Origin of the sequence: Sorangium sp. So ce296, assembly GCF_051529605.1 — a bacterium.
Taxonomy (GTDB): Bacteria; Myxococcota_A; Polyangia; order Polyangiales; family Polyangiaceae; genus Sorangium; species Sorangium cellulosum_D.
This window is the reverse complement of the sequence record NZ_CP150325.1, coordinates 8466510-8491064: the sequence shown is the minus strand read 5'-3', so window position 1 is coordinate 8491064 and position 24555 is coordinate 8466510. Positions and strand designations below refer to the sequence as shown.

Genomic DNA, 24555 nt, shown 5'->3' with positions numbered 1-24555 from the left:
CCAACAAACTAGACAAACAGAACCACAATCCAGGAAAAAGCTCAGATATCTGGAATATCCGGGTTGAATCCAGAATTATCCAGCTCATATCTGGTCAATCAAAAACTGGATCCAGAAAATCGGTTCAAACAACTGGACAAACATGCCCTGGATCCAGAAAAAAACGCTCAGAACTCGCCGAAGCCGGTGATCTTCGCCAGTTCCCGCCGCAACAGGAGATCGCGCTCCACGACGAGGCGGTCGAGCTCCTCGTCGGAAGCATACGCCAACCTTCGCTGGCGCTCCGCGACCCGGCTGTCGATCGCCCGGACCATGCGCACCGCGAGCCACGCTGCAGCGAACGACGCCACGTCGGACGCAATGAACGCATACCGGGACCGGATGAACTCCGCCACGGTCAGCTGCGGCATGACAGAGGCCAGCCACCCGAGGCCGCGGCTCGCGAGATAGAGCCCCCACCACGCGCCGAGCGCGGCATGGTGCACCGCGCCCGCCCGCGGGGCGTGCGCCATCTCGACGCGCCGGTAACCACCCCCGCCGTCCAGGAGAGGGCGCGGCGCAGGCTCGGGCACGCCCGCCGGAGCAAGGCCGTCGTGGAGATCGCGCAGCACCCTGTACGGCTGCACCAGGTTCACGACGGGAATCAAGAATGCCACGACCGACTCGGACGGCGTCCAGGAAAACCCCCGCACCGGATCCAGCTCGCCAGCCAGCGCGACAGCCCTCGCGAGCCAGCGCAGGAACAACACGCCCGCAAGGAGCCCGAACCCCAGCTCGAGCAACCCGCCGGCCTCACGGAGCGTGTTGGCAAGCTGCCATGTCGACGCCGAGACCTCCGTCGAGCCGAGCAACGCAATGTGCCATGCCCCGACCAGCGCCGTGAACGCCGCCACCGCCCCCATCGAGATCAGCCCGGCAACCGCCGCACGAGCGCGCCGGCGCACGACGCGGACGTCGCGGCCCCACCCCTCCCGAGCTTCGGCCCAACCGCTCACGGCGAGCGAGGCTATCAGCGGAACGCGCCGCATTGCAATGCAACCGCTGCCGCACGGCAGGCCCTACCCGGCAACCCCTGCCGACCGGCGAGGTTTGCCGGGCGCGCTCCCGCGCGCCCGCGCGACGGATGCCCGGGAATAGAGCCGATTCGCTCCTCGCGCCGCGTGGCACCAATCCCACACACCTGCATCCGCGTCCCGTCGGCAAACGCGAGCTTCCGTGCCTGCCGACGTCAATCGTCCACGATCGCCGGGCTCCCGCTGTACACCACCGCGTCGAGGAGCCGCTCCTCCCGCACCAGCGCGAGCGCCGGCGCGTCCCGGCGGATCGAGATGCTGCCGCCCGCGTCCGCGAACCCGCACGCCTCCGCCCCGCGCCGCGAGCCGATCTCCCAGAGCGCCTCGGCCGGCGTCCCCTCGCCCTCGCCCCGCAGCGTCACGCGCTTGCCCGTCCGCAGCCGCTCGCCCAGCTCGACGCCCCGCAGGTCCTCGAACGGATCGGTGATCACGTGGCTGTCGATCCCCACGCACAGCCGCACCCCCGCCCCGCGCAGCGCGCCCACGTCGGGCAGCCCGTCGCCGAGGTCGCGCTCGGTCGTCGGGCACAGGCACGCGAACGCCCGCGCCGCGCCGAGGAGCGCCGGCTCGTGCGGCGCGAGGTGCGTCGCGTGCACCGCCACGAAGCGCTCGCTCAGGACCCCGCGCTCGGCCAGGAGCTCCACCGGGCGCCGGCCCGTCTCGGCGAGGCACGCCTCGATCTCGGCCGGCTGCTCGGCCACGTGCATGTGCACCATGAGCCCGCGCTCCGCGGCGTACCGCGCGATCTCGCCGAGCCACGCCGGGGGCACGGCGCGGACGCTGTGCGGCGCCACGCCGACGCGTACGTCGTCGCAGCCCGCGTAGCGCGCCCGCAGCGCCTCGACGTCCGCGAGCGCGGCGTCGAGCGAGCCGTCCGAGAACCGCCGCTGCGCCCCCTCGGGCGCCCGGCCCGCGCCGGCGCGCGCGTAGACGACCCGGAGGAGCGCGATCCGGAGGCCCTCCGCGCGCGCGGCCTCGATCACCGCGTCCGCGAGCACGGTGCGATCCGCGTAGGGCGCGCCGTCCGGCTGGTGGTGCACGTAGTGGAACTCGCCCACCGTGCGGACGCCCGCGGCGCGGAGCTCGCGATAGGCCACCTTCGAGATCGCGTGAATGGACTCGGGCGTGAGCGACGCCGCGAGCGCGTACATGGCGGTCCGCCACGACCAGAAGTCGTCCGACCCCGACGGCCCCGGCCGCTGCGCCTCCCCGCGCATCCCGCGCTGGAACGCATGGGAGTGGGCGCTCGCCAGCGCCGGCAGCTCGATGGCCCCCGCCGTCAGCCTCATCGCCGCTCGACCTACCACGCCGGGGAGGCCGGCGGAAGGCGCGGCGCCCTCGCGCTGCCGGTCACTCCTCTTCCGGCTCTTCCGGCAGCGCGAAGAGCGCCATGCAGCCGGTGCTGAGCTTGCCGCAGGCCTCCATGACCGCTTCGGTGTCCCGCTCCTGGTCGTACCACGCCACGGTGAGCGCGCCGCACTCGGGGAGCACGTTGAGAGAGTACTCTCTCGTCGCGGCGGCGCACGCGTCGAGCTCCGCGATGGTCGCGGTGCACTGCGTGGGCTGCACACAGGGTCGCTCCTGCAGCTCTGCGAGGAACTGCTCGATCTGCGCCGCCTGCGCCGGGTCGGCCATGCAGCTCTCGTAGTGCTCGGCGCACCTCGCTCGCACCCCGGCGTCGTCGGTCCCGGGATTGTCCCCGAACTTCGCGCCCAGCACGCCGAACATGCGGCAAAAATAATCCATGTCCAGCCGGTCGGCCTCGCACGTGCGGTATCCCTTGCACGCCTGCTCGGCCTCCGCGGGCGTGAGCTCATCGACCACCGTCGACGGGTCGAGCCCCGTGCACGAGGCCTCGCCGGTCCGCTCACCGACCGTCGCTTCCTCCGGCGCCGGAGCCCCGTCATTCCCGCAGCCGAGGCCCGAGAGACCACAGGCCAGACACACCCCCACCACACCCGCCCAGAACGTCGATCGCATACTTCCAAGCTCCCTTGTAAGGAATCAGGATCAAGCTCCGCCCCACCGGCGAAACCACCTTTCCTTACGCAGGGCCGCTGTCGCTTTCCCCTCGTGTTCCGCGTCACAATGCTGCTGTCGCCGCCGCGGCGGGCGCGCGCGTCGCGACGGCCGCCGCGCCGGCCGCGCGGTCGCCTCAGGCCTTCGGCTCGACCTCGAGCTCGGGCAGCCCTTCCAGCTTCACCTCGACCTCGGCGGCGGGCGGCGGCGCGGGGACCTCCTCGCGGCGGGCGGCCATGACCGTCAGGGCGCGCGGGAAGCACTCGACCGCGAGGGGCGTGGTCCCGACCTCCTCGCCGTCGATGAGCACGCGCTGCGGCGGATCGGTGCTGATGAGGACCCGCCGGGCGGCGAAGAACCCGACGTTGTCGCGCTCGGCCGGCTCGCCGTCGATCGCGGTCCGGAGGAGGTGCAGGCCCGTCGCGACCGCCTCGACAAGCGTCGTCGCCGACACGATGGTGACGTCGAGCCGCCCGTCCTCCGGCGAGACGACCGGAGGCCCCTGCGCCAGCACCGTGCGCGCAGGCGCCATGTTCGCGACCGTCACCGCCACCGCCCGGCAGTGGATCCGCTGGTCGTCGGTCACGATCTCGACCCCGAACGGCTCCAGGCTCATCAGCTTCTTCAGCCCGGTGCCGATGTACGCGAGCACCCCCCAGCGCTGCTTGGCGTCCTGCGGGGTCTCGCCCACGGTGTCGGCGTGGAGCCCGACCGCTGACAGCAGGATCATGGTCCGCCCGTTCGCGCGGGCGGCGTCGATGCGCGTCGGCTCGCCGCGGACGAGGACCTCGATGGCCCCCTCCAGGTCGGCCGGGATGCCCAGCGTGAGCGCGATCGAGTTCGCCGTGCCGAGCGGCAGGATGCCCAGGCACGTGTCCGTTCCGAGGAGCGCGGACGCGACGCTCGAGATCGTCCCGTCGCCGCCCGCCGCGATGACCAGGGGGGCGCCCTCCCGGCGCGCCGCCTCGGCGCACGCGGCGGCGCTGCGGTCCGCGCTCGTCTCGTAGACGCTCAGCGCGAACTCGCGCTCGAGCCGCGAAGGAAGCGACTCGACCGCATCCCCGGCGTGGCCAGCAGCAGGGTTGAAGATCAGCGCCGCTCTCCGCTCGGTCATCGCCGTATCCTAGAACGCCGAAGCGGTTGAAACCCCAAGAAAATTCGTCATGGAGGCCGCGTGCCGCCGCGCCGGCGCCGGCGGGGCCGAGGGCGTCGCCGGCGCGCATCGACGCGCCGCCCGCCCGCCCGCTCGGGCGCGCTCCGGCGGTTGTGCCTGCGTGCGCCATGCGCGCGACAGGAATGCCCCGCCGCGCAGCGCGAAGGCGCTCTCGGCAGCACGGTGGCACGACGATTGTACATCAGCGTCTCCCATGAGGTTTCAACGAATCGGTCGAATGGCTTGCCTTGCGCTGGCGCTCCTCGGCGCAGGCACGCTCACCGCGTGCGACGACGGCTCCTCGGGTGGCTCCGGGGGCAGCGGCGCCGCGGGCGGCGGGGACGCCACCGGCGGAGCAGGTGGTACGGGCGGCGAAGGCGGTGACGGCGGTGACGGCGGCGAGGGTGGCGGTGACGGCTACGAGTGGCCCGTCGAGACCTACCCGATCGACATCACCCCGTCCGAGCTCTGGAAGAACCAGATCGAGATCCCCTTCGACCCCTTCGCGGCGTACTCGTCGTACGACGGGCCGACCTGGGTGAAGTTCACCGTGCTGATGCACGACCCCACCAAGGTCTATTACCAGAACAGCAACGAGTACCCGTTTCACGCCGAGTTCGCCACGGAGCGGCTCGACCCGTTCGTCGGCATGACGCTGGACGAGTTCGACCAGGTGTCGCTCTACGAAGAGGGGCAGAAGGCCATCCTCGGCGCGGTGCTCATCTCGCCCTTCGCGGCCACCGACCCGGAGTACGGCGTCCAGCTGGTCCGTCAGGACGCCTACGATCCCGAGATGGCGCGCGTCGTCCTGGATCTCGTGAAGGACAGCATCGTCGCGCCCGAGGGGACGAAGCCCTTCTATTTCCCGACCTACGAGCAGGCCGAGTCGGCCGCGGCGAACAGCGCGTTCTTCGCGGAGAGCGGGTTCCCCGTGAGCTCGGTCGAGCGATGGTTGAACGGCGACGCGTGCTACTCGACCGGCTGGGCCGTGGGCCGGCTCCGCTATGTCCCGCCGGACATGATCGACGCGGCCTACGCGAGCGGCGATCTCCGGGCCGAGGACATCCTCCTCACCGACTCCGTTCCCGCGGAGGTGCCTTATGTGGCGGGCATCATCTCGCTGTCGCCGTCGACCCCGAACGCGCACACCGCGCTCCTGGCGACGTCGTTCGGCATCCCGTTCGTGTACGTCGGGGACCCGGCCACGGCCGAGCAGGCGAAGGCGCTCGACGGCAAGGAGGTCGCGCTGCGCGCCTCGCTGGAGTGGGGGGTCGTGTGCCGGGCCGCGCTCTTCGACGCTGACGGGAAGCTCGCCCCGGCGGACAAGGAGCAGCTCCTCTCGCTGAAGCGGCCGGGCGATCTCGGGATCCAGCCCAAGGAGCCGCTCGGGGCCTACTCGGGCTCCACCGAGGATCTCGGCCCCGCGGACATCGTCCACTTCGGCGGCAAGGCCGCGAACTTCGGCCTCTTGCGGGACGCCATCCCCGAGAGCTCCGATGTCGCTGTCGCGCTGTCGTTCGATCTCTGGGACGATTTCCTCGATCAGGTCATGCCCGGCGGCAGCACGCTGCGCGCCGAGATCGCCGAGCGCCTCGGCGGCTACACGTATCCGCCCGACACGCGGGCGCTCAAGGTCGATCTCGCGGCGATCCGCGATCGGATCACCAAGGACACCGCCTTCTCCGCGGGGCAGCGGCAGGCGATCGAGGCGGCGATCGCGGACTTCTCGCCCACGAGGAAGATCCGGTTCCGGAGCTCGACCAACGTGGAGGACAGCGCGGTCTTCACGGGCGCGGGCCTCTACGACAGCTACAGCGGCTGCCTGGCCGACGACCAGGACGCCGACGAGGTGGGGCCGAGCCACTGCGAGGCCGGCGAGGACGAGGAGCGCGGCGTGTTCCGCGCGATCCGCAAGGTGTACGCGAGCTTCTACAACGACAACGCCTTCCTCGCCCGGCTCCTGTACGGCGTGGACGAGGCCGAGGTCGGCATGGGCGTCCTCGTCCACTACTCCTATCCTGACGAGGACGAGATGGCGAACGGCGTCGCCACGCTCTCGCGCGGGATCCCGCCCACGGACGAGATCAAGATCGTGACGCAGCTCGGGGCGACGTCCGTCACCAACCCGGAAGGGGGAGCGCTGCCGGAGGTCGTGAGCGTGATCAGCGATTTCGGCGAGACGTACGTGCAGCTCCGCGCCGGCTCGACGCTGGTCCCGCTCGGCGATCACGTGATGAAGTGGGAGGACGACTACCGCGCGCTCGCCTCCCTGCTCGGCCGGGTCGAGGAGCGGTTCAGGGAGGTGCACCCGAGCAAGACGGCGTTCCTGCTCGACTACGAGTTCAAGAAGATGAAGCCCGGGGAGCTCGTGGTGAAGCAGGTGCGCGAGGTCTCGGTCCCGAGCACGACGCCGACCCTCACGCCGTTCCTGCTCCCCGAGCCGCAGGAGCTCTGCACGTTCCAGGGCGAGTTCGGCGACGTGTTCGCGAACCACCGGCTCAAGGTGCGCGCGCGCCTCTCGCCGAAGAGCGCGTTCCTCACGCCGGAGGCCCTCGGCGCGACCCTCTTCGAGGACGCGACGCTCGACTACCTCTCTTCCGGCTCGGTGGCGACGCTGACGGGGAGCCCCGCGGCGTGGCCGGGCGCGACGCACACGTACGCCGACCAGACGGCCACGGACGCGTTCGTGGACGGCGACGGGGCCTCGGCGGTCACCTTCGCGCTCGCCACCTCGGCCGTGCCCGAGCTGCTGCCGCCGTCGGTGGGGCCGCTCGTCGCGCTGCGCGATTTCGGGCTCGAGGTCCGCGCCGAGTACGCCACGCCGGTGTCGTCGCTCGACTGGGACGGCACGCCGCTCAGCGTGTCGATGGAGGCGGTGCGGCTCGGCGCCTGCCCCGCGGACGGTCCGCCCGTGGAGGGCGCGCTGCTCCAGGAGCGCTCGCTCGCGTCGGCGTCGTCCAGCGTCCAGGTGGAGACGTCGTTCTACTGGCCGCCTTCCCCGAAGGGCCCGACGGCCGGGTACACGGCGCCTCTCCACAAGTGGGTGGAGACGCGCATCACGGGGCTGACGAGCAGCCCGATCGTGCTCAAGGGCTACCACGCGCAGACGTACCGCCCGGCGCACCACAACTTCTCGGAGGATTTCGTCTTCGAGCCCCGGCTCGAGCCCGGCCTGGACCCGGCGCTCCTCGCCGAGCTCGAAGACAAGGGCATCCGGTGGATCTACGTCCGCACCTCCGACATCGAGGGGGTCCCGCCGCAGATGTGGACCGCCGACGCGGCGGGCGAGTTCACCCAGATCGACTGAGCGCCTCGCGGGCGGCCCGCGGAGCCCCGGCGCGCCGCGCGGCCGCCCGGGGCTCCGCCGGGGCGGTCACTCGTCCTCGCGCTCGTCCCCGAAGAGCACGCCCACCTGGAGCTCGATGGCGTCGAACGGCTCGGCCCTGACGCGCTCGCCCCGCTCCGCGCGGAGCGCCACGAGGTATCCCTCGGGAGTCCACCGGTACACGGTCATCGTCTCTTCCCTGGGATCGATGATCCAGTAGTGAGGCAGCTGGCAACGCTGGTAGACACGCATCTTCTTGACCGTGTCGTTTCGCGCGTTGTCCGGGGAGAGCACCTCGCAGACCCAGTCGGGCCGGATCCGGACGGGGCTCCCGCTGGGGCGCTCGGGCGCGCGTTCGCGACGCCACCCGACGACGTCGGGCCGGTACACCTGGTCCGGCGCGAGCTCGACCTCGACCTCGGTGGCGAACCACCATCCTCCGGGCCAGCGGCCACCGGGGCGCCGCTGGAAGGGGATCTTCACGTGGGCGACGATGGCGGACTGCGCGTCGCCGTGCTCGAACGAAGGCACGGCCTTCTGCATGAGCTCGCCGTTGACGATCTCGTGGAAGCGCTGCTCCTCGGGGATGGCGAGGAGATCCGCCAGCGTGGCGGGGTGTGGCCTCTGCGCAGCGGTGGGCACGCGTCGAGCATAGCGCCTCCGGGCGAGGGGTCGCGTCCCTCCGGATTGTCAAGCAATTTCAATAAATTACGGTCTAGCTCGGCCGCTGCTCCGGGTCACGGCGCGCCGTGGACCGGGGCCGGCGCGCGCGGGGGTTGACGCGCGCGGGCTGCGGATGGACCAGAGGCGCCGGTTCATACCGTCGACGAGGAGAAGATCATGAGCCTTTATGAAAGCTCGTTCCCGCAGATGGCTCGCATGCTCGGTCAGGTGCTGGTCTGGCTCGACAAGGCGCAGGCCTACGCCGAGCAGAAGAAGTTCAACCCAGAGGAGCTCCTGACGGCGCGCCTCGCGCCCGACCAGTGGAACCTCCGGCGTCAGATCCAGACCGTCGCTCACTGGCCGGTGCGGCTGGCCGCGCTCCTCACCGGCGAGGAGCCGCCGGCGCGCGAGGACGCCGAGCAGGAGACGATCGCGGATCTGCGCGCGCGCATCGGGAAGGCGCTCGAGCAGCTGAAGGCGCTGACGCCGGAGCAGCTGAAGGGCGCGGAAGAGCGAACGATCCCGCTGTTCTTTTTGCCGGGCAAGGGCATGAAGGCGGCGGACTTCATGTTCCAGTTCTCGCTGCCCAACTTCTACTTCCACGCCACCACGGCGTACTCGATCCTGCGGCACAACGGGATCGACGTCGGCAAGGGCGACTTCATCGGCGCGCTCGACCTCCGCGACCTGTGACCGCGGCGGCGTTCCCCGCCCCACCAGCCCGCGACGCCGCCCCTCCCCTCGGATGAGCGGTGGGGCGACGCCGGGCCGCCCCGACAGGCTCAACCGCCCCAGTCGACCTTCGGCCTCCCCGGCGGCGTCACGTTCGGCATCTCGTGGAAGAGCGCGCGCCCGAGATCGGGCAGCGGCGCGCACGCCTGCTCTCCCAGGTTGGTCAGCTCGAGCGGATCCTCCAGCACGTTGAAGCAGTGGAACTCGCCGTCCCACTCGCGCGCCTCGATCTTCAGCGGCCCCTGCATCATCCCCCAGTTGCGGAAGGAACACCCCCACACCCACGTGCAGTTCGTGAGCGGCACCGGCGCGACCGTGCGCTCCGGCCGCGTCAACGGGTGCCCCATCATCCGGCCGCGGAACGGCGCGAGCCGCGGCTCGTCCCAGAGGCCCATCAGGTCGAGGAACGTCGGCGCGAGATCGAGGTGCCACACGAACTCGTCCCGCGCGCCCGCGATGCTCGCCCGCTCCTCCGGGGTCAGCGTCCCCTCCGGCGCGTCGATCCACGCGGGGACGAGGATCTCCTCGTCCCACAGCGAGCTCGTGTGGCCGAGCTGCCAGTGCTCCCGGAACGACTCGCCATGATCCGAGGTGTACACGATCACCGTGCGCTCGCCGCTCGGCGTCCCCCGGATGTGCTCGATGAGCCGGCCGACCGCCATGTCCGACAGGTAAACGACGTTGCGATAGTAGTTCTTGAAATGCTCGTTCTTGTCGGGCGCCTTGCTCAGCTCGCTGGGCTGAAAGGGCGCATGCATCGGATCGCTCACGTACGGGAAGTGGATGTTCGAGTAATGCACGACCGCGAAGAACGGCTCGGCGAGCTCGCCCCACTCCTCGATCACGCGATCCGTGAGCTGCCGGTCATAGGCGCCGTAATCGAGGTCGGCGCCCGGATCGAGCTGGGTCGCGACGACCCGGTGCGAGACCGGGATGTCCTGCACATAGAGCCGGGCGTTCCCGAACATGAGGTTCTGGCTCGTCCAGTACGCCGTGTCCCACCCGGCCGCGTGGGCGTAATCCCAGAGCAGCGGGGCCGAGCTGAGCGCCGCGAGGCTCTCCGTCGGGGAGACGCCGGACCAGATGTTCGAGATGGAGATGGCCGTCGTCGAGTCGTGCGCCCGCATCTGCAAGAGCGGCATGCGCGCCGGCGCGGCGGCGTTGGAGAACGGCGTCGCCAGCGCGCAGTCCGGGTCGTACTCGACACACGTCACGTCCGCCCGCTGGCTCTCCTGCAGGATGAGCACGACGTTCCGCGGCCGCGCAGGCCGCGCGGCGAGCGGCGGCACGCGCTCCGGGTCGCGGCGCTGCACCCGCAGATCCGGCGAGTCGTCGGTGATGCCGAGGTGCTCTTTGACCACGGCGGTGATGCCGTGGAAGTAGATCATGTCGGCCGACGACGACTGGATCACCCGGTAGCTCACCGGGATCCTCGTCACGCCGAGCAGCGCGAGCGGCACGAGCGCCGCGGCGACGCGCCGCCGGAGCCGCCGCGGGCGCACGAACCGGCGGGAGAGCCGGAGCGCCGCAAGGGCGAGCCCGAGCGCGACGGCGAAGTGGGCGAGCACGCGCGGGTGCCCGAGCGGGAGCGTGCCCACGATCGACCAGGGGATCGACTGGGAGTGGATCTGCGAGTCGATCGAGCAGTAGATGTTGTAGAGGGCGTGGAAGCCGCCCTGGACGCCGCACGCGAGCGTGAAGAGCGCGACGAACAGGCCGCCCGTCACGCCGCGCAGGGCGCCGCGGCGGCCCGAGGCGACGTAGAGCAGGACGCCCCAGAACCCCAGCGACACGGCGACGGTCGCGGCGTACCCGGCCGCGTGGAGCCGGTCGAACGTGGTCATGTGGCGGGCCCGCCGCAGCACGTCGACGACGAGGAGCCAGAGCGCCGGCGACGCGAGCAGGGCGAGGCCGAGGAGGCGGCGCCGGCGGCGCGCGGCCCGGCGCGCGGCGCGCGGGCGAGCGGCGGGCGCGGCGCCCTGTCGATCGAGGTCCTGCGCCATCCGGATCAGTCGCGGCGAGGCGCCGCCGCGAGGCCGCGGAGGTGGGCCGGGACGTCGACGCTGCCGGCAGGGCCGCCGTAGATCGCGTCGGCGAGCCGGGGCAGGTCGCCGCAGGCGGCGGGCCCGAGGTCGCGCTGCTCGCCGGGGTCGGCGAGCACGTCGTAGCAGTGCCACGCGGTGTCCCAGGCGCGGGATTCGAGCTTCATGTTGCCGCGCATCATCCCCCAGTTCTTGAACGCGCAGCCCCAGATCCCGGTGCAGTTCGTGAGCGCCAGCGTCGCCGGCCCCGGCGACGGCCGGAGCAGGCTGCGGCCGACCATCGCCGCCCGGTAGCCCGCGAGCGCCGGCTCCTCCCACAGGCCCATGAGGTCGAGCAACGTCGGCGTCACGTCCGTGTGGAAGACGAGCTCGTCCCGCGCGGCGCGCAGCGCGGACTCCTCCGCGGCCGTCAGCGTGCCCGGCGGCGCGTCGACCCAGCCGGGCACCCGGATCTCCTCGTCGAGGATGGATCCCGTGTGGCCGAGCTGGCCGTGCTCGCGGAACGCCTCGCCGTGATCCGAGGTGAAGACGATCACCGTGCGCTCGCCGACCGGAGAGCGCCGGACGAAGTCGATGAGCTCGGCGATCGCCGCGTCCTGCCGGTAAACCGCGTTCCTGTAGAAGTTGCGGTACGCCTCGTTGTCGTCCGGCGCCTTGCTCTCGAGGGCCGGCTGGAACGGCGCGTCCTCCGGGTCGACAAGGTACGGGACGTGGGTGTTGCCGAAGTGGGCGACCGCGAGGAACGGCTCGCGCAGCGAGAGCAGCTCGGATCGCGCGCGCGCCGACAGCTTCCGGTCGTCGGCCCCGAGATCGATGTCGGCGAGCGGATCGAGCTCGGTCGCGCCGCACTGGTGCGAGACCGGCAGGTCCTGCACGTAGAGGCGCGAGTTCGCGAACATCATGTGGTGGCTGGTCCAGTAGGCGCCGTCGAAGCCGGCGGCGTCCGCGTAATCGAAGACGAGCGGCGCGGTGTGGAGCTCCTCGCGCGTGGCGATCGGCTGGAGGCCGGACCAGAGCACCGCGAGCCCGATCGCCGTCGTCGAGGCGTTCGAGCGCATCTGCGTTAGCGGCAGCCGGCCGGGCACCGCCGCGTCGATGCGCGGCGTGCCGGGGCACCCGGAGGGCGCCGCGCCGGCGGCCGCGGGCGCCGAGCACGTGACGTCGGCGCGCACGCTCTCGGTCAGGATGAAGAGCACGTTGCGCCGCGGGCCGGGCTTCGGGGTCAGCGGCGGCAGCGCGGGCGGCGTGCGGAGGCCGGGGCGCACCTGCGCCGTGGTCTGGACGCCGACGAGCTCCTTGATGAGGCCGCCGATCGCGTGGAAGTAGATGACGTCGGGCGTGGACGCCTGCACCGTGCGGTACGAGCAGGGCAGCACGAAGGCGGCCACCACGCCCGCGGGCGCGGCGAGGCGCGCGGCGCGGGCCCACGCCGTGCGCCCGGGGCGCACGATCCGCCGGCCGAGCCAGACGAGCGCGACCGCGAGCAGGAGCGGCGGGAGGACCGAGTGGAGGAAGTTCTCCCCGTCGGCCCGGAGCTGGCCGAAGAGGCTCGCGGAGAGCGAGGTCCCGAACAGCGTGGCGTCGAGGTTGAGGTACGTGGCGTACTGGCGGTGGAAATAGAGCTGGCCGCCGAGCGAGAGCGTCGCGAGCGTCACGAACAGCAGGGCCGCGATCCACCGCGACGCGCCCCGCCGCGACGAGGCCGCGAACAGCAGGAGCCCCCAGAGCGCGGCGCTCTCGACCATCGCGCCGAGGTAGCTCGCCGCGTGCTTGGCGCTCAGGTCGAGCAGGCGATCGCCGCGGATGCGGACGTCCGCGAGCACGACGAGGAGCAGCGGAAGCGCGAGGAACAGGCGGCCATAGCGGCGCCGGGCGCGGGCGAGGGAGCGCAGCCGCGCGCGCGCCGCCGCGCGATCCGGGCCGAGATCGCGGGCGAGGCCGCGGGACGAGCGGCTGGCGGCGTCGGCGTCGGCCGCCGGAGGATCGTTCAACGGCTGGAACGGGTGCACGGGTCGCGCGCGAGTGTAGCCAGGGCGTGGCGAGTCGGGAACGTTTCTGCGGCGGGTCGGTGGCGCCCCGATGACGGTTCAGGCTAGTCGGGGGGCGGACGGGCGGAGAAAACCCTTCGACAGCCGCCCGAGGCGTGCCATGAGAGGCGTCCGACATGGCGGAGCAGCTCTTCCTGAACGGGTTGCGCGGCGCTCAGCAGGCCCGAGAGGCCGCCGCGCCGCCGGCCGAACCGTCCTCGTCCCCCGCAGCCGGCGCGCCGCCCCCCGCAGCCGGCGCGCCGCCCGAGCCGCGACCGTCCCCTGGCGCGCCGGCGCCCGAGCCGCCGCGCCAGACGGCGGCGAGGCTCAGCGCCGAGCTCGAGGCGGCGCTCGTGCGCGAGCTGATGGCGGCGTACCAGAGCCTCAACTACACGCATTTCCGGCGAAAGCTGCGCCCTCCGTCGATCGAGCTGTCCGACGCCGCGAGCCGGCTCGGGCGCTGGATGTCCGAGGCGCGCGCGATCGAGATCTCGCGGCCGCTCGTGCTGACGCAGCCGTGGGGGGTCGTGATCGAGGTGCTCAAGCACGAGATGGCGCACCAGTACGTGCACGAGGTGCTGGGCGTCACGGACGAGGCGGCGCACGGGCCGGCGTTCCGCGAGGTGTGCGAGCGCCTGGGCATCGACGCGACGGCGTCCGGGATGCCGTCGGCGGACGCGGGCGGCGCGGCGCGCGGCGACGGGAGCGTGGACGGCGCGGACGCCCGGATCCTCGACCGCATCGCGCGGCTGCTCGCGCTCGCGGACAGCCCGAACGCGAACGAGGCGCAGGCGGCGATGAGCGCCGCGCAGCGGCTGATGCTGAAGTACAACCTCGACGTCGCGAAGGCGCGCGCCGCGCGGCAGTACGGCTTCCGCCACCTCGGCGCGCCGAGCGGGCGCGTGGGCGAGAGCGAGCGGATCGTCGGGGGGATCCTCGGGAAGCATTTCTTCGTCGAGGCGATCTGGGTGCCGGTCTACGCGCCGCTCGAGGGCAAGCGGGGCAGCGTCCTCGAGATCTGCGGGACGCCGGCGAACCTCGAGATGGCGGCCTACGTGCACGCGTTCCTGCACCACACGGCCGAGCAGCTGTGGAATGAGCACAAGCGGACGCACGGCGTGAAGGGCAACAAGGACCGTCGGACCTACCAGGCCGGCGTGATGCTCGGGTTCCTCGAGAAGCTGAACGCGGAGCGGAAGGTGTCCGCGGAGCAGGGGCTCGTCTGGGTGAGGGACGCCGACCTGGACGGCTACTACCGGACGCGCCACCCGCACGTGCAGCACCTGCGTCACGCGGGCAACCAGCGGACGCCGGCGCACGCGCACGGGCGCGAGGCGGGACGGAAGATCGTGCTGCACCGCCCGATGCAGGGGGCGACCGGCGAGCGGGGCATGCTGCTGCCGCCGGGCAAGAAGGGCTGAGCGCCGCGGTCGCCGGCGTCCGACCCGGGCCGGGTCGGACGCCGGCGACGGCGCGCGGCCCGCATCTGGAGGGCGGCGCGCGCTCGACGGGCGCGTTGACGGGGATGGAGCGGTTCCGGCACGATGGCCCGGTGCGCGGGCCAACCTAGGAGAAGAACGAGATGCCGCTCCGGTTCACCATTGAAGAGCGATTCGATGCGTCGCCCGAGGATGTCTTCCGGCTCGCGACCGACATCGACTCCTTCGGCGACTGGATGCCGAATTTCGTGCGGGTGGAGAAGCTCACGGGCGACGTCGCCGGCAAGGGTACGATGTGGCGTGAGACCCGCAAGATGTTCGGCAAGGAGTCGACCGAGCTGTTCGAGGTCACGGCGGCAGAGCCCGGCAAGAGCCTGGACCTCTTCGTCGACGGGAAGAAGGGCACGACGGGGCGCGGGGAATACCGCTTTCGCTACGTCTTCGAGCCCCAGGGCGCCGGGACGCTGCTCCGGATGGATGGCGAGATCGCCGGGATGGGGTGGTTCATGGAGACGCTCGGGCGGCTGTTCATCGGCAGCTTCAAGAAGGCCGTGCACGGGGATCTCAAGGCGATGAAGACGCACCTGGAGCGGCGGCGCGCGAGCTAGAGCACCGACGATGAGGCAGCCCCGAGGTCAAGGGCTTTAGCGCTCTCTTTCCGCGGCTGGCCGGCTTCGGCTCGGCAGCGGCAGCACTCGGCGTCGTCGGTGCAGGTCGTTTCGGCATGGACGTCTCCCTTCGCCCTGGCGGGCGTCGTTACGGTTGGGCTGGAGCGCCGCGTCGCGTGCGCAGGAGCGAGCTGACGACGCCGGCGCGGTCTCTCCCCACACGGGGTTCCTGCGCTGCCCGAACGGGTCGTAGCTGCGCCGCTCGATCACGTCGCCGTCCTCGTCGGTGAGCGCGTCGACCGAGCCGAGGTGATCGACATGCACGTACCGCGTGCCGGCGTCCGAGCCTCCGCGGGTCACGATCGCCACCACGCGCTCCGGCGAGTGGACGTGGTACCGATGCTCCACGGTGCCCGACGCCCGATCGGTGACCCTCTCGTACAGATCGCCGAAGTAGAGCGTCTCCTTCTCCGGCGTGGTCTTGCGGATCCGCTGCTGGTCGCCGTCGTAGCCGAACGTGATGGTGCTCGCGCCCTGCGTGATGCGCTCCGGCAGGTCGAACGGCGTGTAGTGCACCGTCGTGCCGCCGGGCCGCGCGATCTGATTGCCGACGGCGTCATAGGTGAAGTTGTCGGCGCCGGCGCCGGTGACCGCGTGTGGGTGCAGCGGGTCATCGTACGAGAGCGTTCCAATGTCCGATTTGAAGGTGAGATTGCCGTTCGGGTCGTGGCCGTACCGGAGCGCGCAGGGCGCCGACGCCCTCTCGATGTCGCCGAAGTACGCGCACGTGAGCCGCTGGAGCGGATCGTAACGGAAGCGCTCCGTCGTGTTCTCGGCCTGGAGCGCGTCGGTGCGGCGCGTGAGATTGAGGAGATCGTCGAACCCGTAGTCCAGGTCCTGCACTTCACCCGCGCCGCTCCGCGTCACCATGTGCCTCAGGCGCTGCTTGTCGGCGAAGTAGCTCCGCTCCGTGATGACGCCGTTGCCGAACACCTCCTCCTGGAAGCGCCCCGCGTCGTCCACGTCCGTCAAGCGCCAGTAGGCGGAGCCCGTTGCGCGGTCGCGCACGGCGATCCCATGGCCATGCGCGTCGTGGTCGTGGTCCACGACGAACGGCGCCGCGCCGGCCGGCGCCGGATACGTGACCGCCTCGACGCGGCCGAGCTCGTCGTAGCCCAGCCTGGCCTCCAGGGGAGCGCGCTCGCCATCGATGCGGAGCGAGAGCGTGTCGAGCTGGCCGCGGTCGGTGTACCCGTACGTCTTCTCCGCGTCAGGGCTCGCGAGCGCGTGGAGCTTTCCGATCCCGTGCGCCGCGGTGTCCCAGGTCCACGTGGTCGTCACGCGCTCGGCGCCGTCCCGGTCCACGCGCGTGCGCGGTCGCCCGAGCGCGTCGTAGGTCCATGTGCTTTCTCGCCCGAGCGCATCGGTCGACGAAACCAGCTCGCCGAAGCCGTCATGGATCGAGACCGTCGTGCCCCGATCGGGGTCGTCGAGCTGCCGGACGCGGCCGAACGCGTCGCGCGTCGTGCGCGTCACCGCCCCGCCTGGATCGGTGACCGTGTGCGGCATGCCGAACGGACCGTAACTGTAGCGGGTGATCCCGTCGGCGGCGTCGGTGATCGACGCAGTTCGCCCCAGCGGATCCTGCTCGGTCACGGTCATGTGATCGAGCGGGTCGACGACGCGCACGCGCCAGCCGTCGTACTCGGTCGCCGTGACCGCATTCCACGCCGTCGTATGCCGCACCTCGCGGCCTACCGCGTCGTACTCATAGCGATCGTACAGCCTCTCGCGCTCGGGGGTATCTTCGCGGACCGGCACCGAGCGCCGCGCGATATGCTCGCCCAGCGCGTCGTAGCCAAAGCTGTCCGCGCCCGCGCCGATGACGGCGTGCGGGTGCAGCGGGTCGTCGTACGAGAGCGTGCCGGCATCCGGCGCGAAGGTGAGGTTTCCGTTCGGATCGTGGTCGTAGCGGAGCGCGCACGGCGCCGTCGCGCTCTCGACGTCGCTGAAGTACGCGCACGTCAGCCGCTCGAGCGCGTCGTACCTAAAGCGCTCGTTCCGGTGCCGCGGCTGCAGCGCGTCGGTGTGCCTCGTGAGGCTGAGCCGCTCGTCATAGCCATAGCCGAGGTCCTGCACCGCGGTCGCCCCGCTCCGGGTGACGACGCTCTTCAGCCGCTGCTTGTCCGCGTAGTAGCTCCGCTCGGTGACGGCGCCGTTGCGGGATGCCTCCTCGCGGTAGCGGCCGGCGCTGTCCACGTCGGTCAGCCGCAGAGTTAAACCTCCTCCCAGTGAAGATTTTGGGGCACAACCCCCTGATCCAAGAAGTCGGCGACAGCACTTTCAACCAGTTGCCACGGTAGGCAATGGCGACGCGAAATGGGTGAGGGTGTCCCGCCGCTTAGGAATTCAACAAATTCGTTGTCTTTGACCGTTGATCCGGTGGTTGCCATAAGATATGGCGGCCCGCCGTTGGCGGGAGTGAATTGAACACATCCTAGCTCTCGGCCGACGCCTACCAAGAGGGTCCCAGAGTCCGTTTCTAACGAACAGATGAACGGCTCGCGTCCCTGCAGCGATCGGAGTGCTTCAAGTATCTCTGTCGGCGCGAGGCGGCGGCCGTTTAGTGGATTGGACGGATCTTCATAATCGCAGAAATTTGCGTTCATCTGACATTCCCTCGAAACGGTACACGGGTGCCGTTCGGCAGTACGACGGTGAGTTGGCTTCCGGGCGGAAGCATGTCCGGAAGCAGTCTAGAGCAATTGGGGCAGATTCGAGGGTTGTTGATGTGCAAGGTTGCTGACGAAGCCCCTTCCGTGCGCATCAGCGCAGCGGCGTGGCCTTCGACATGAGTGCGAGTAAAGGCATCAAAACCGGGGCTCCCCTTCAGCATGGTCGCTGCCGGTCCCTTCAATCCACTCCCGAGCGGCACTTGGGCGCCGCTTTCCAGCGTCAGAATACCGCGCGTGAGAGGCTGCGGCGGGACGAATGGGAGTTGGAGCTGCGTGCCCGCTCGTGCGGCCCCCACGGCTGCCGCCGACTCCTCCGCGAGCGCCCCCAGCCCCTTCCCCATCCCGAAGACGGTGGCTGCTGCGAGGATCATCGCCTTGGTCCCCGCCGCGCCCGCCTCCCGGTAGTCGCCTCCGTCGATCGCGAGGGCCGTGTCCGCGGCGCCCAGCCCGATGTGGTAGAGCGGGTTCACGGCGTTCAGCGCGCCGAGGAGCCCGCCCTCTTCGTACCCCGCCCACGCCGCGCTGCCGAGCTCGTATCCGCTGTAGATCCCGAGCGTCAGCGCGTTCAGTGCCAGCGACCGCGCGACCCCCGCCGCCAGCTCGCCCGTCCCCTCCGCGGCGCCGAGCAAGCTCAGGCCAACCACGGTGCTGGCGCCCGTGTGCTCCGGCGCCGTGCTCACCGGCTGCGGCACATACCCGGACGCGCTACCGGTCGTGCTGACGTCGATCGGCGGCATGGCGCCGCCCGTCTCGGCAGCCACGATGTTCCTATCGGCGTCGGAGCGCGTTTCGTGCTTCTGCAACGGGACGACGCGCAGATCGAGTCCGAGCGGCGCCAGGTCGAGCACTTCCCACCTGAGCTCCGCGCCGGGCGGCGGTGGCGAGCGAGCCCCGTCCTGCGGGAGCGCTTGTTGAAAGCCGCCCGGATCGACGTACGCGAGGGGGTTGTTCAACACGTAGCTGTACGGATTCCAGCTCTGCCCGAAGGACGGGATCGAAACGATCGGGTCCGTGGTCAAGAACCGCCCGATCCTGGGATCGTACATCCTGCCCTTCATGTTCACGAGCCCGAGCTCGTCGTCGCTCTCGTGCCCGGTGAACCCCTGCGTCGTCTCGCTGGAGAACGACGCCGGCGGGCGCTCTCCCCACACGGGGTTTCTGCGCTGGCCGAACGGGTCGTAGCTCCGCCGCTCGATCACGTCGCCGTCCTCGTCGGTGAGCGCGTCGACCGAGCCGAGGTGATCGACATGCACGTACCGCGTGCCGGCGTCCGAGCCTCCGCGGGTCACGATCGCCACCACGCGCTCCGGCGAGCGGACGTGGTACCGGTGCTTCACGGCGCCCGACGCCCGATCGGTGACCCGCTCGTACAGGTCGCCGAAGTAGAGCGTCTCCGTCTCCGGGGTCGTCTTGCGGACCCGCTGCTGGTCGCCGTCGTAGCCGAACGTGATGGTGCTCGCGCCCTGCGTGATGCGCTCCGGCAGGTCGAACGGCGTATAGCGCACGGTCGTGCCGTCCGGCCGCGCGATCTGATTGCCAACAGCGTCGTACGCGAAGCTGCCCGCGCCCGCGCCGGTGACGGCGTGCGGGTGCAGCGGGTCATCGTACGAGAGCATGCCAATGTCCGACTTGAAGGTGAGATTGCCGTTCGTGTCATGGCCGTACCGGAGCGCGCAGGGCGCCGACGCGCTCTCGACGTCGCCGAAGTACGCGCAGGTTAGCCGCTGGAGCGGATCGTAACGGAAGCGCTCCGTCGTGTTCTCGGGCTGGAGCGCATCGGTGCGGCGCGTGAGATTGAGGAGATCGTCGAACCCATAGTCGAGGTCCTGCACCTCACCCGCGCCGCTCCGCGTCGCCATGTGCCTCAGGCGCTGCTTGTCGGCGAAATAGCTCCGCTCCGTGACGACGCCGTTGCCGAACACCTCCTCCCGGAAGCGCCCCGCGTCGTCCACGTCCGTCAGGCGCCAGTAGGCGGAGCCCGTTCCGCGGTCGCGTACGGCGATCACGTGGCCATACGCGTCGTGGTCGTAGGCCACGGCGAACGGCGCCGCGCCGGCCGGCGCCGGATACGTGACCGCCTCGACGCGACCGAGCTCGTCGTAACCCAGCCCGGCCTCCAGCGGAGCGCGCTCGCCGTCGATGCGGAGCGAGAGCGTGTCGAGCTGGCCGCGGTCGGTGTACCCGTACGTCTTCTCCGCGTCAGAGCTCGCGAGCGCGTGGAGCTTTCCGATCCCGTGCGCCGCGGTGTCCCAGGTCCACGTGGTCGTCACGCGCTCGGCGCCGTCCCGGTCCACGCGCGTGCGCGGTCGCCCGAGCGCGTCGTACTCCCATGTGATTTCTCGCCCGAGTGCATCGGTCGAAGAAACCAGCTCGCCGAAGCCGTCATGGATCGAGACCGTCGTGCCCCGATCGGGGTCGTCGAGCTGCCGGACGCGGCCGAGCGCATCGCGCGTCGAGCGCGTCACCGCATCGCCTGGGTCGGTGACCGTGTGCAGCATGCCGAACGGGCCGTAACTGTAGCGGGTGATCCCGTCGGCGGCGTCGGTGATCGACGCGGTTCGCCCCAGCGGATCCAGCTCGGTCACGGTCACGTGATCGAGCGGGTCGTTGACGCGCACGCGCAGGCCATCGTACTCGGTCGTCGTGACCGCGTTCCATGGCGTCGTATGCCGCACCTCGCGGCCTACCGCGTCGTACTCATAGCGATCGTACAACCTCTTGCGCTCGGGCGTATCTTCGCGGACCGGCACCGAGCGCCGCGAGATGTGCTCGCCCAGTTCGTCGTAGCCAATCTCCTGCAGGATGCGCTTCGCATCGCCCGACCCCTGCGCCGGCTCCGGCTCGGGCCCGTACCACCACCAGCGGATCGGCCGGCCGAGGCTATCGAGCTCGACCGTGTCGTCGGCTCCGCCGGTCGTGGTTCTCCGCTGCATCACGCGCCACGCGTCCTGCGCCGGGCCGCCGTCCTTGGCGCGGGAGAGCGTGACCGTCGTCGTCGTGCCATCCGGGCGCGTCTCGACGCCGAGGCGCCCGAAGCCGTCGTACGCCCACGTCGCCACGAGCTGATTCGGATCGACCTGCTTGAGGAGCACGCCGAGCGCGTCGTCGAGCTCCACGAGCGTGGTGTGCCCGGCCGCGTTTACGTACTTCTCGGGGAACATGCCCTCCTCGTCGAAGTCCGTGCTGGAGGTTCGCTGGTGGCCGAAGGCGTCCTCCGCCGTGATGCCGGTGATGTTTCCGAAGTCGTCGCGCGCATAGGCGATCGTCAGCTTCGTGTCCGGCAGACCGTCGTCGCTCTCGGTGGATTCGGTCTCCACCTCGCCGTAGATCGTCGTGGTCCGCGTGACGTTCCGGCACTGCGACATCCCCGCCGCCGCGCTGCACTCCTTCTGCGTCTGGAGCTGGCCGAGGACCCAGCGCTCGGTGTCGTTCTTGAACGTCCGCGTGACCTCGAACGTCAGGTCGACGCCGCTCGTCGAGCCCTCCTCGGCGCGCACATTGCCGAACGTGTCGAAGTCCGTCACCGTCGACACGGAGTCGCGCAGCAGCGTCGCGCTGCCGCCTCCAGCCTCGACCTCCCGCACGTACGCCTCGATGGATGTCGTCGCGCCGTTTGGGGTCCGATAGACGCCTTGCGCTCGCCTCACCCGGCGCTCGGTCGGCAGCGTGAAGTACGTCGCCCCGTCGTTCGTCGGAACGAGCGTCCGCGTCACGTCCACGAACGAGAGCTCGATCTGCTCCGGTCTGGGCTGGCTCGCCAGCCCAGGCGCCCAGCGCCATGTCCGCTGGACGCTGCCCGCGAAAGGAAAGACCTGGAGCTCGTCGTCGAAGGTGACGTGATCGTACGCGTCGAGCGTCGCGGCGCCCGTGTCCAGGTCGGTGACGAGCCGCTCACCGAACCCGAGAAATCCCCGGCCCAACCCGTGGTAGCGCCCGTCGCGGTAGCTGACCTCGAAGCGCCGCGGTCTGTCCGCCCCGTTGTTGAGGGCGTACGCGCTGACCACCCGACGAGGCCCGACCACGCAGCGGCGCGGATAGCCGCAGTCGTCCGCCGCGCCGGAACGCGCGACGTACAGCGGGCCCTCGCGCGCCGGATCCTCCGCCCTGTCGCCCGTCGCCGCCGACGCGTCGGTCAGATGCCCGTACGAGATGCTCACGTTGGGCACAAAGCCCGGCTCGGTCGGGTCGTGCGCGTTCATCCCGTCGGAGACCGCGACCAGGAGATCCTGGTCGGCCGAGAGGTTCCGGAACACGTTGAACGCGCCGCCGAGCGACAGGATCACATCCTGCGCGCCGTCCCCGTCGACGTCGCCGGCGCGCGGCCCGCGCGGATCGGCGAGGGTGACCGCGTCGCCGAGGCTGGCCTCGAACGGCAGCCTCGGGTCGACCAGCCTGAACGGCGGCCCCGCGCGGTCGCCCGTCGCGAGGAAGACGGCCCACGACGGTAGCGCGTCGGAGCCGCCCAGCAGCATGCCTGGTGGCACCGGCATGAGGAGATCCTGCCGCCCGTCGCCGTTGACGTCGAGCGGTACGGCGAACCGGAAGAACGCGTCCTGATCGGGAAAACCGAACAGATCCCCGAAACTGAACGCGTCTACGGTCCGGAACGACGAGGCCACGAAGGTCGGCCCCGTGTTGAAGAAGGTATAGAGCTGGTGGTCCCCCGGGCCGGATTCGACGGCATCGGGGAGGCCGTCGCCGTTCGCGTCGAGAAAGACGACGCGGCCCCCGGGCCACACGACGGGCAGCTCGGTGTCGATCACCTCCCAGCGCCCCTCGCCCCGGCGCATGATCGCGTCGTAGCTTTCGCCGAGGAGGACCGTCCCGTCGCCGAACCGCCGCAGGGACGGCACGACGAGATCGACCTTGCCGTCGGCGTCGATGTCGAGCGTGTGGAGCTCCGTATCGCAGGGATAGCCGGTGAGCAGCTCGATCGATTCGCCCGCGGGGTCGAAGCCCGCGGGCGTCGCGCCGCGCGCTGGTCGCCAGGGGTGGACGGCCCACACGGCAGCGAGCGGGAGCGGAGCTTGTCCCTCGCGGGCGTGGTCCTCGCACTGGATCAGATCCGGCATGCCATCGCCGTCCAGATCGGCCAGGTGCATCGACCCGCCGGGGCTGCTCAGGCTCGGCGGCGCGGGCGTGACCCCGAGCGGGAACGGCCTGCGGATGCCCGTGTCGTGGAGCGCGAAGGTCCAGTCCGGCCGGGACAGGAGCACATGCCACGTCGTCTTGGCATCGTAGACGTCGTGGAGCAGCACGTCCATCCGCCCATCGTCGTCGTAGTCCAGGACCGTCCCGAGCTCGGGCTGAAGAAGGGCGGGATCGGAGGGCCCCACCGGATCGGCGACCGTGGGCCACTCTTCGAGGAAGGCGAGCTCCGCCGGCGCGAGAAAGGACGGCGAGGCGCGCAACCCGACGTTTCGCGCCACCCGCCACGCGGTGATCGGATTCCTCGGCGTGCTGAGCCCCGCGACCATGTCCGGGATCACGAGGTCGTCGCGCCCGTCGGCGTCGAGGTCGAACACCATCGGGCTCGCCCTCTCGGAGACCGGCTCGTCGATGTCCGTCGTCACCCGCTCGAATCCGGGCCTCGCGTGGCTGTACTGAAAGCGTGTGGGAGGCTTGCAGACCCTGTCGCTCGCGCATTCCTCGACCTCGGTCAGGAGCGTACGGCTCGTCGTCGGGCTGAGCTCATAGCGGAATCCGTAGCTCCGGACCAGCGCATCGCCCGGACCGAGCATCTGGATCTCGTCGAGGCGAAGCGAGCGCTGGAGCGCCATGCCGCCCGAGTAGCCGGTCCGAATGGCGGCCGGATCCTTCGTCGCGTACACGAAGCGCACCGCCCGCGAAGGCTCGAGCGACGGCGTTCCTTCAAAAGCCGTGTAGCGGATCTCGTCGACCGCGTACTCGGCGGCATGGCCGTCCTCCGCCTCGGCGAGGCAGTACGCATACGTCATGGCGTTGCCGCGGCCGTCGCGGGCCTTGTTCGCGAGCCACGCGCGCGGAACGCCGCCCCGCGCGAGGGGCTTGCTGCCCTCGGTGCGCCCGTACTCGACGACGCGGCCGGACGGCACGTACGCCTCGAAGAAGAGCGCCTCGGCGGGCGCTCCGCCATCCGCAGTGTAGTGCCCGACCACCTTGACGAAGGTGTCCGGGAACGTCCGGTACTCGATGATCCCCGGCCCCTCTCCCACGGGGACGAGGCGCTGGCCGTCGAGGCAGAGCGCGTCGTCGCCGTCGTACCGCACGCCGCGGATCTCGCCGTCCTGCGCGAGGCTCCTGGGACATCGCGTGATCGCGGACAGCCCGGCGATCGAGAACCCGGCGCCGAGCACGCCGTCGCCGCCGTCGCTCCGATAGACCACCTCGATCCGAGGCCCCATGCCCGCGCGCGAGGGCGGGGCGGCCAGCTCCATGGTGTACACGGCCTCCCCGGTGCTCGTGATGGAGAACGCCCCCGGGAGGGTGCCGGCGGCGACGGTCTCGACCGCCGGCGCGGGGCGCTCCGCGGCAGGGCCGTGTGCGCGCTGGGTCCGGCAGGCGATGACGCCCTGACGCGGATCCACGGGCGGATCGCCGGAGATGCACTCGCACCCCCCCTGCGCGAGCACGCATGCGAGAAACATCAAGAGCGGGGTGAGGGCCCGCAGCACATCCCGCAGAACGCACGCCATCGCAGCCTCCGTCGCACCGAGGAGGCCATGGCGCCGCGACCCGCGTCAAGCGATGAGCGTGAGTC

The 24555-nt window shown here is 70.9% G+C and carries 14 protein-coding genes; 4 read left to right on the top strand and 10 right to left on the bottom strand.

Annotation, left to right across the window (positions count from 1 at the left end; translation table 11 throughout):
- Positions 1 to 167: 167 nt before the first annotated feature.
- The 4 genes from WME98_RS31310 to WME98_RS31295 form a co-directional block, all read right to left on the bottom strand.
- A complete protein-coding gene (locus WME98_RS31310; protein WP_437945376.1) occupies positions 168 to 1028 on the bottom strand; it encodes a DUF4328 domain-containing protein in 861 nt (286 codons plus the stop codon).
- Between the two features lie 200 nt (positions 1029 to 1228).
- Positions 1229 to 2362: a formimidoylglutamate deiminase gene (locus WME98_RS31305; protein ID WP_437945375.1), complete on the bottom strand. Its 1134-nt coding sequence runs from the start codon at positions 2360 to 2362 to the stop codon at positions 1229 to 1231.
- Between the two features lie 61 nt (positions 2363 to 2423).
- The gene (locus tag WME98_RS31300; RefSeq protein ID WP_437945374.1) at positions 2424 to 3053 is read right to left on the bottom strand and encodes a hypothetical protein; all 630 of its coding nucleotides are present in this window, start codon (positions 3051 to 3053) and stop codon (positions 2424 to 2426) included.
- 175 nt (positions 3054 to 3228) lie between these two features.
- Positions 3229 to 4206, bottom strand: coding sequence for a YegS/Rv2252/BmrU family lipid kinase (locus WME98_RS31295; RefSeq protein ID WP_437945373.1), 978 nt, complete (start codon positions 4204 to 4206; stop codon positions 3229 to 3231).
- A 277-nt stretch (positions 4207 to 4483) separates the two neighbouring features.
- Here WME98_RS31295 and WME98_RS31290 point away from each other — a divergent pair, with 277 nt between their 5' ends.
- On the top strand, positions 4484 to 7552 hold the full coding sequence (locus WME98_RS31290; protein WP_437945372.1) for a PEP/pyruvate-binding domain-containing protein: 3069 nt from the start codon (positions 4484 to 4486) through the stop codon (positions 7550 to 7552).
- A 66-nt stretch (positions 7553 to 7618) separates the two neighbouring features.
- On the opposite strand, the gene WME98_RS31285 is transcribed toward WME98_RS31290, so the two are convergent.
- Positions 7619 to 8212, bottom strand: a complete 594-nt coding sequence (locus WME98_RS31285) for a Uma2 family endonuclease (protein WP_437945371.1) — start codon at positions 8210 to 8212, stop codon at positions 7619 to 7621.
- A gap of 198 nt (positions 8213 to 8410) precedes the next feature.
- Here WME98_RS31285 and WME98_RS31280 point away from each other — a divergent pair, with 198 nt between their 5' ends.
- A complete protein-coding gene (locus tag WME98_RS31280) occupies positions 8411 to 8926 on the top strand; it encodes a DUF1993 domain-containing protein (RefSeq protein WP_437945370.1) in 516 nt (171 codons plus the stop codon).
- 89 nt (positions 8927 to 9015) lie between these two features.
- Here the strand turns inward: WME98_RS31280 and WME98_RS31275 are convergent, their stop codons facing one another.
- Both WME98_RS31275 and WME98_RS31270 read right to left on the bottom strand, forming a co-directional pair.
- On the bottom strand, positions 9016 to 10968 hold the full coding sequence (locus WME98_RS31275) for a sulfatase-like hydrolase/transferase (RefSeq protein WP_437945369.1): 1953 nt from the start codon (positions 10966 to 10968) through the stop codon (positions 9016 to 9018).
- Positions 10969 to 10973: 5 nt separating this feature from the next.
- Entirely contained in the window at positions 10974 to 13016 is a 2043-nt protein-coding gene (locus tag WME98_RS31270; protein ID WP_437945368.1) for a sulfatase-like hydrolase/transferase, read from the bottom strand.
- 155 nt (positions 13017 to 13171) lie between these two features.
- Between WME98_RS31270 and WME98_RS31265 the strand changes: the two genes are divergently transcribed.
- Positions 13172 to 14455 carry a SprT-like domain-containing protein gene (locus tag WME98_RS31265; protein ID WP_437945367.1) on the top strand — a complete coding sequence of 428 codons (1284 nt, stop codon included), beginning with the start codon at positions 13172 to 13174 and terminating at the stop codon, positions 14453 to 14455.
- A 161-nt stretch (positions 14456 to 14616) separates the two neighbouring features.
- Complete coding sequence (locus WME98_RS31260) at positions 14617 to 15081, top strand: SRPBCC family protein (RefSeq protein WP_061621756.1); 465 nt, start codon at positions 14617 to 14619, stop codon at positions 15079 to 15081.
- Between the two features lie 36 nt (positions 15082 to 15117).
- On the opposite strand, the gene WME98_RS31255 is transcribed toward WME98_RS31260, so the two are convergent.
- The 3 genes from WME98_RS31255 to WME98_RS31245 are packed head-to-tail and all read right to left on the bottom strand — an operon-like array spanning position 15118 to position 24490.
- Positions 15118 to 17340, bottom strand: coding sequence for an RHS repeat domain-containing protein (locus WME98_RS31255; RefSeq protein WP_437945366.1), 2223 nt, complete (start codon positions 17338 to 17340; stop codon positions 15118 to 15120).
- A gap of 17 nt (positions 17341 to 17357) precedes the next feature.
- Entirely contained in the window at positions 17358 to 17750 is a 393-nt protein-coding gene (locus WME98_RS31250) for an Imm1 family immunity protein (protein WP_437945365.1), read from the bottom strand.
- On the bottom strand, positions 17747 to 24490 hold the full coding sequence (locus WME98_RS31245) for an RHS repeat-associated core domain-containing protein (RefSeq protein WP_437945364.1): 6744 nt from the start codon (positions 24488 to 24490) through the stop codon (positions 17747 to 17749). Before WME98_RS31245 ends, WME98_RS31250 begins: the two co-directional genes overlap by 4 nt.
- Positions 24491 to 24555 lie beyond the last annotated feature (65 nt).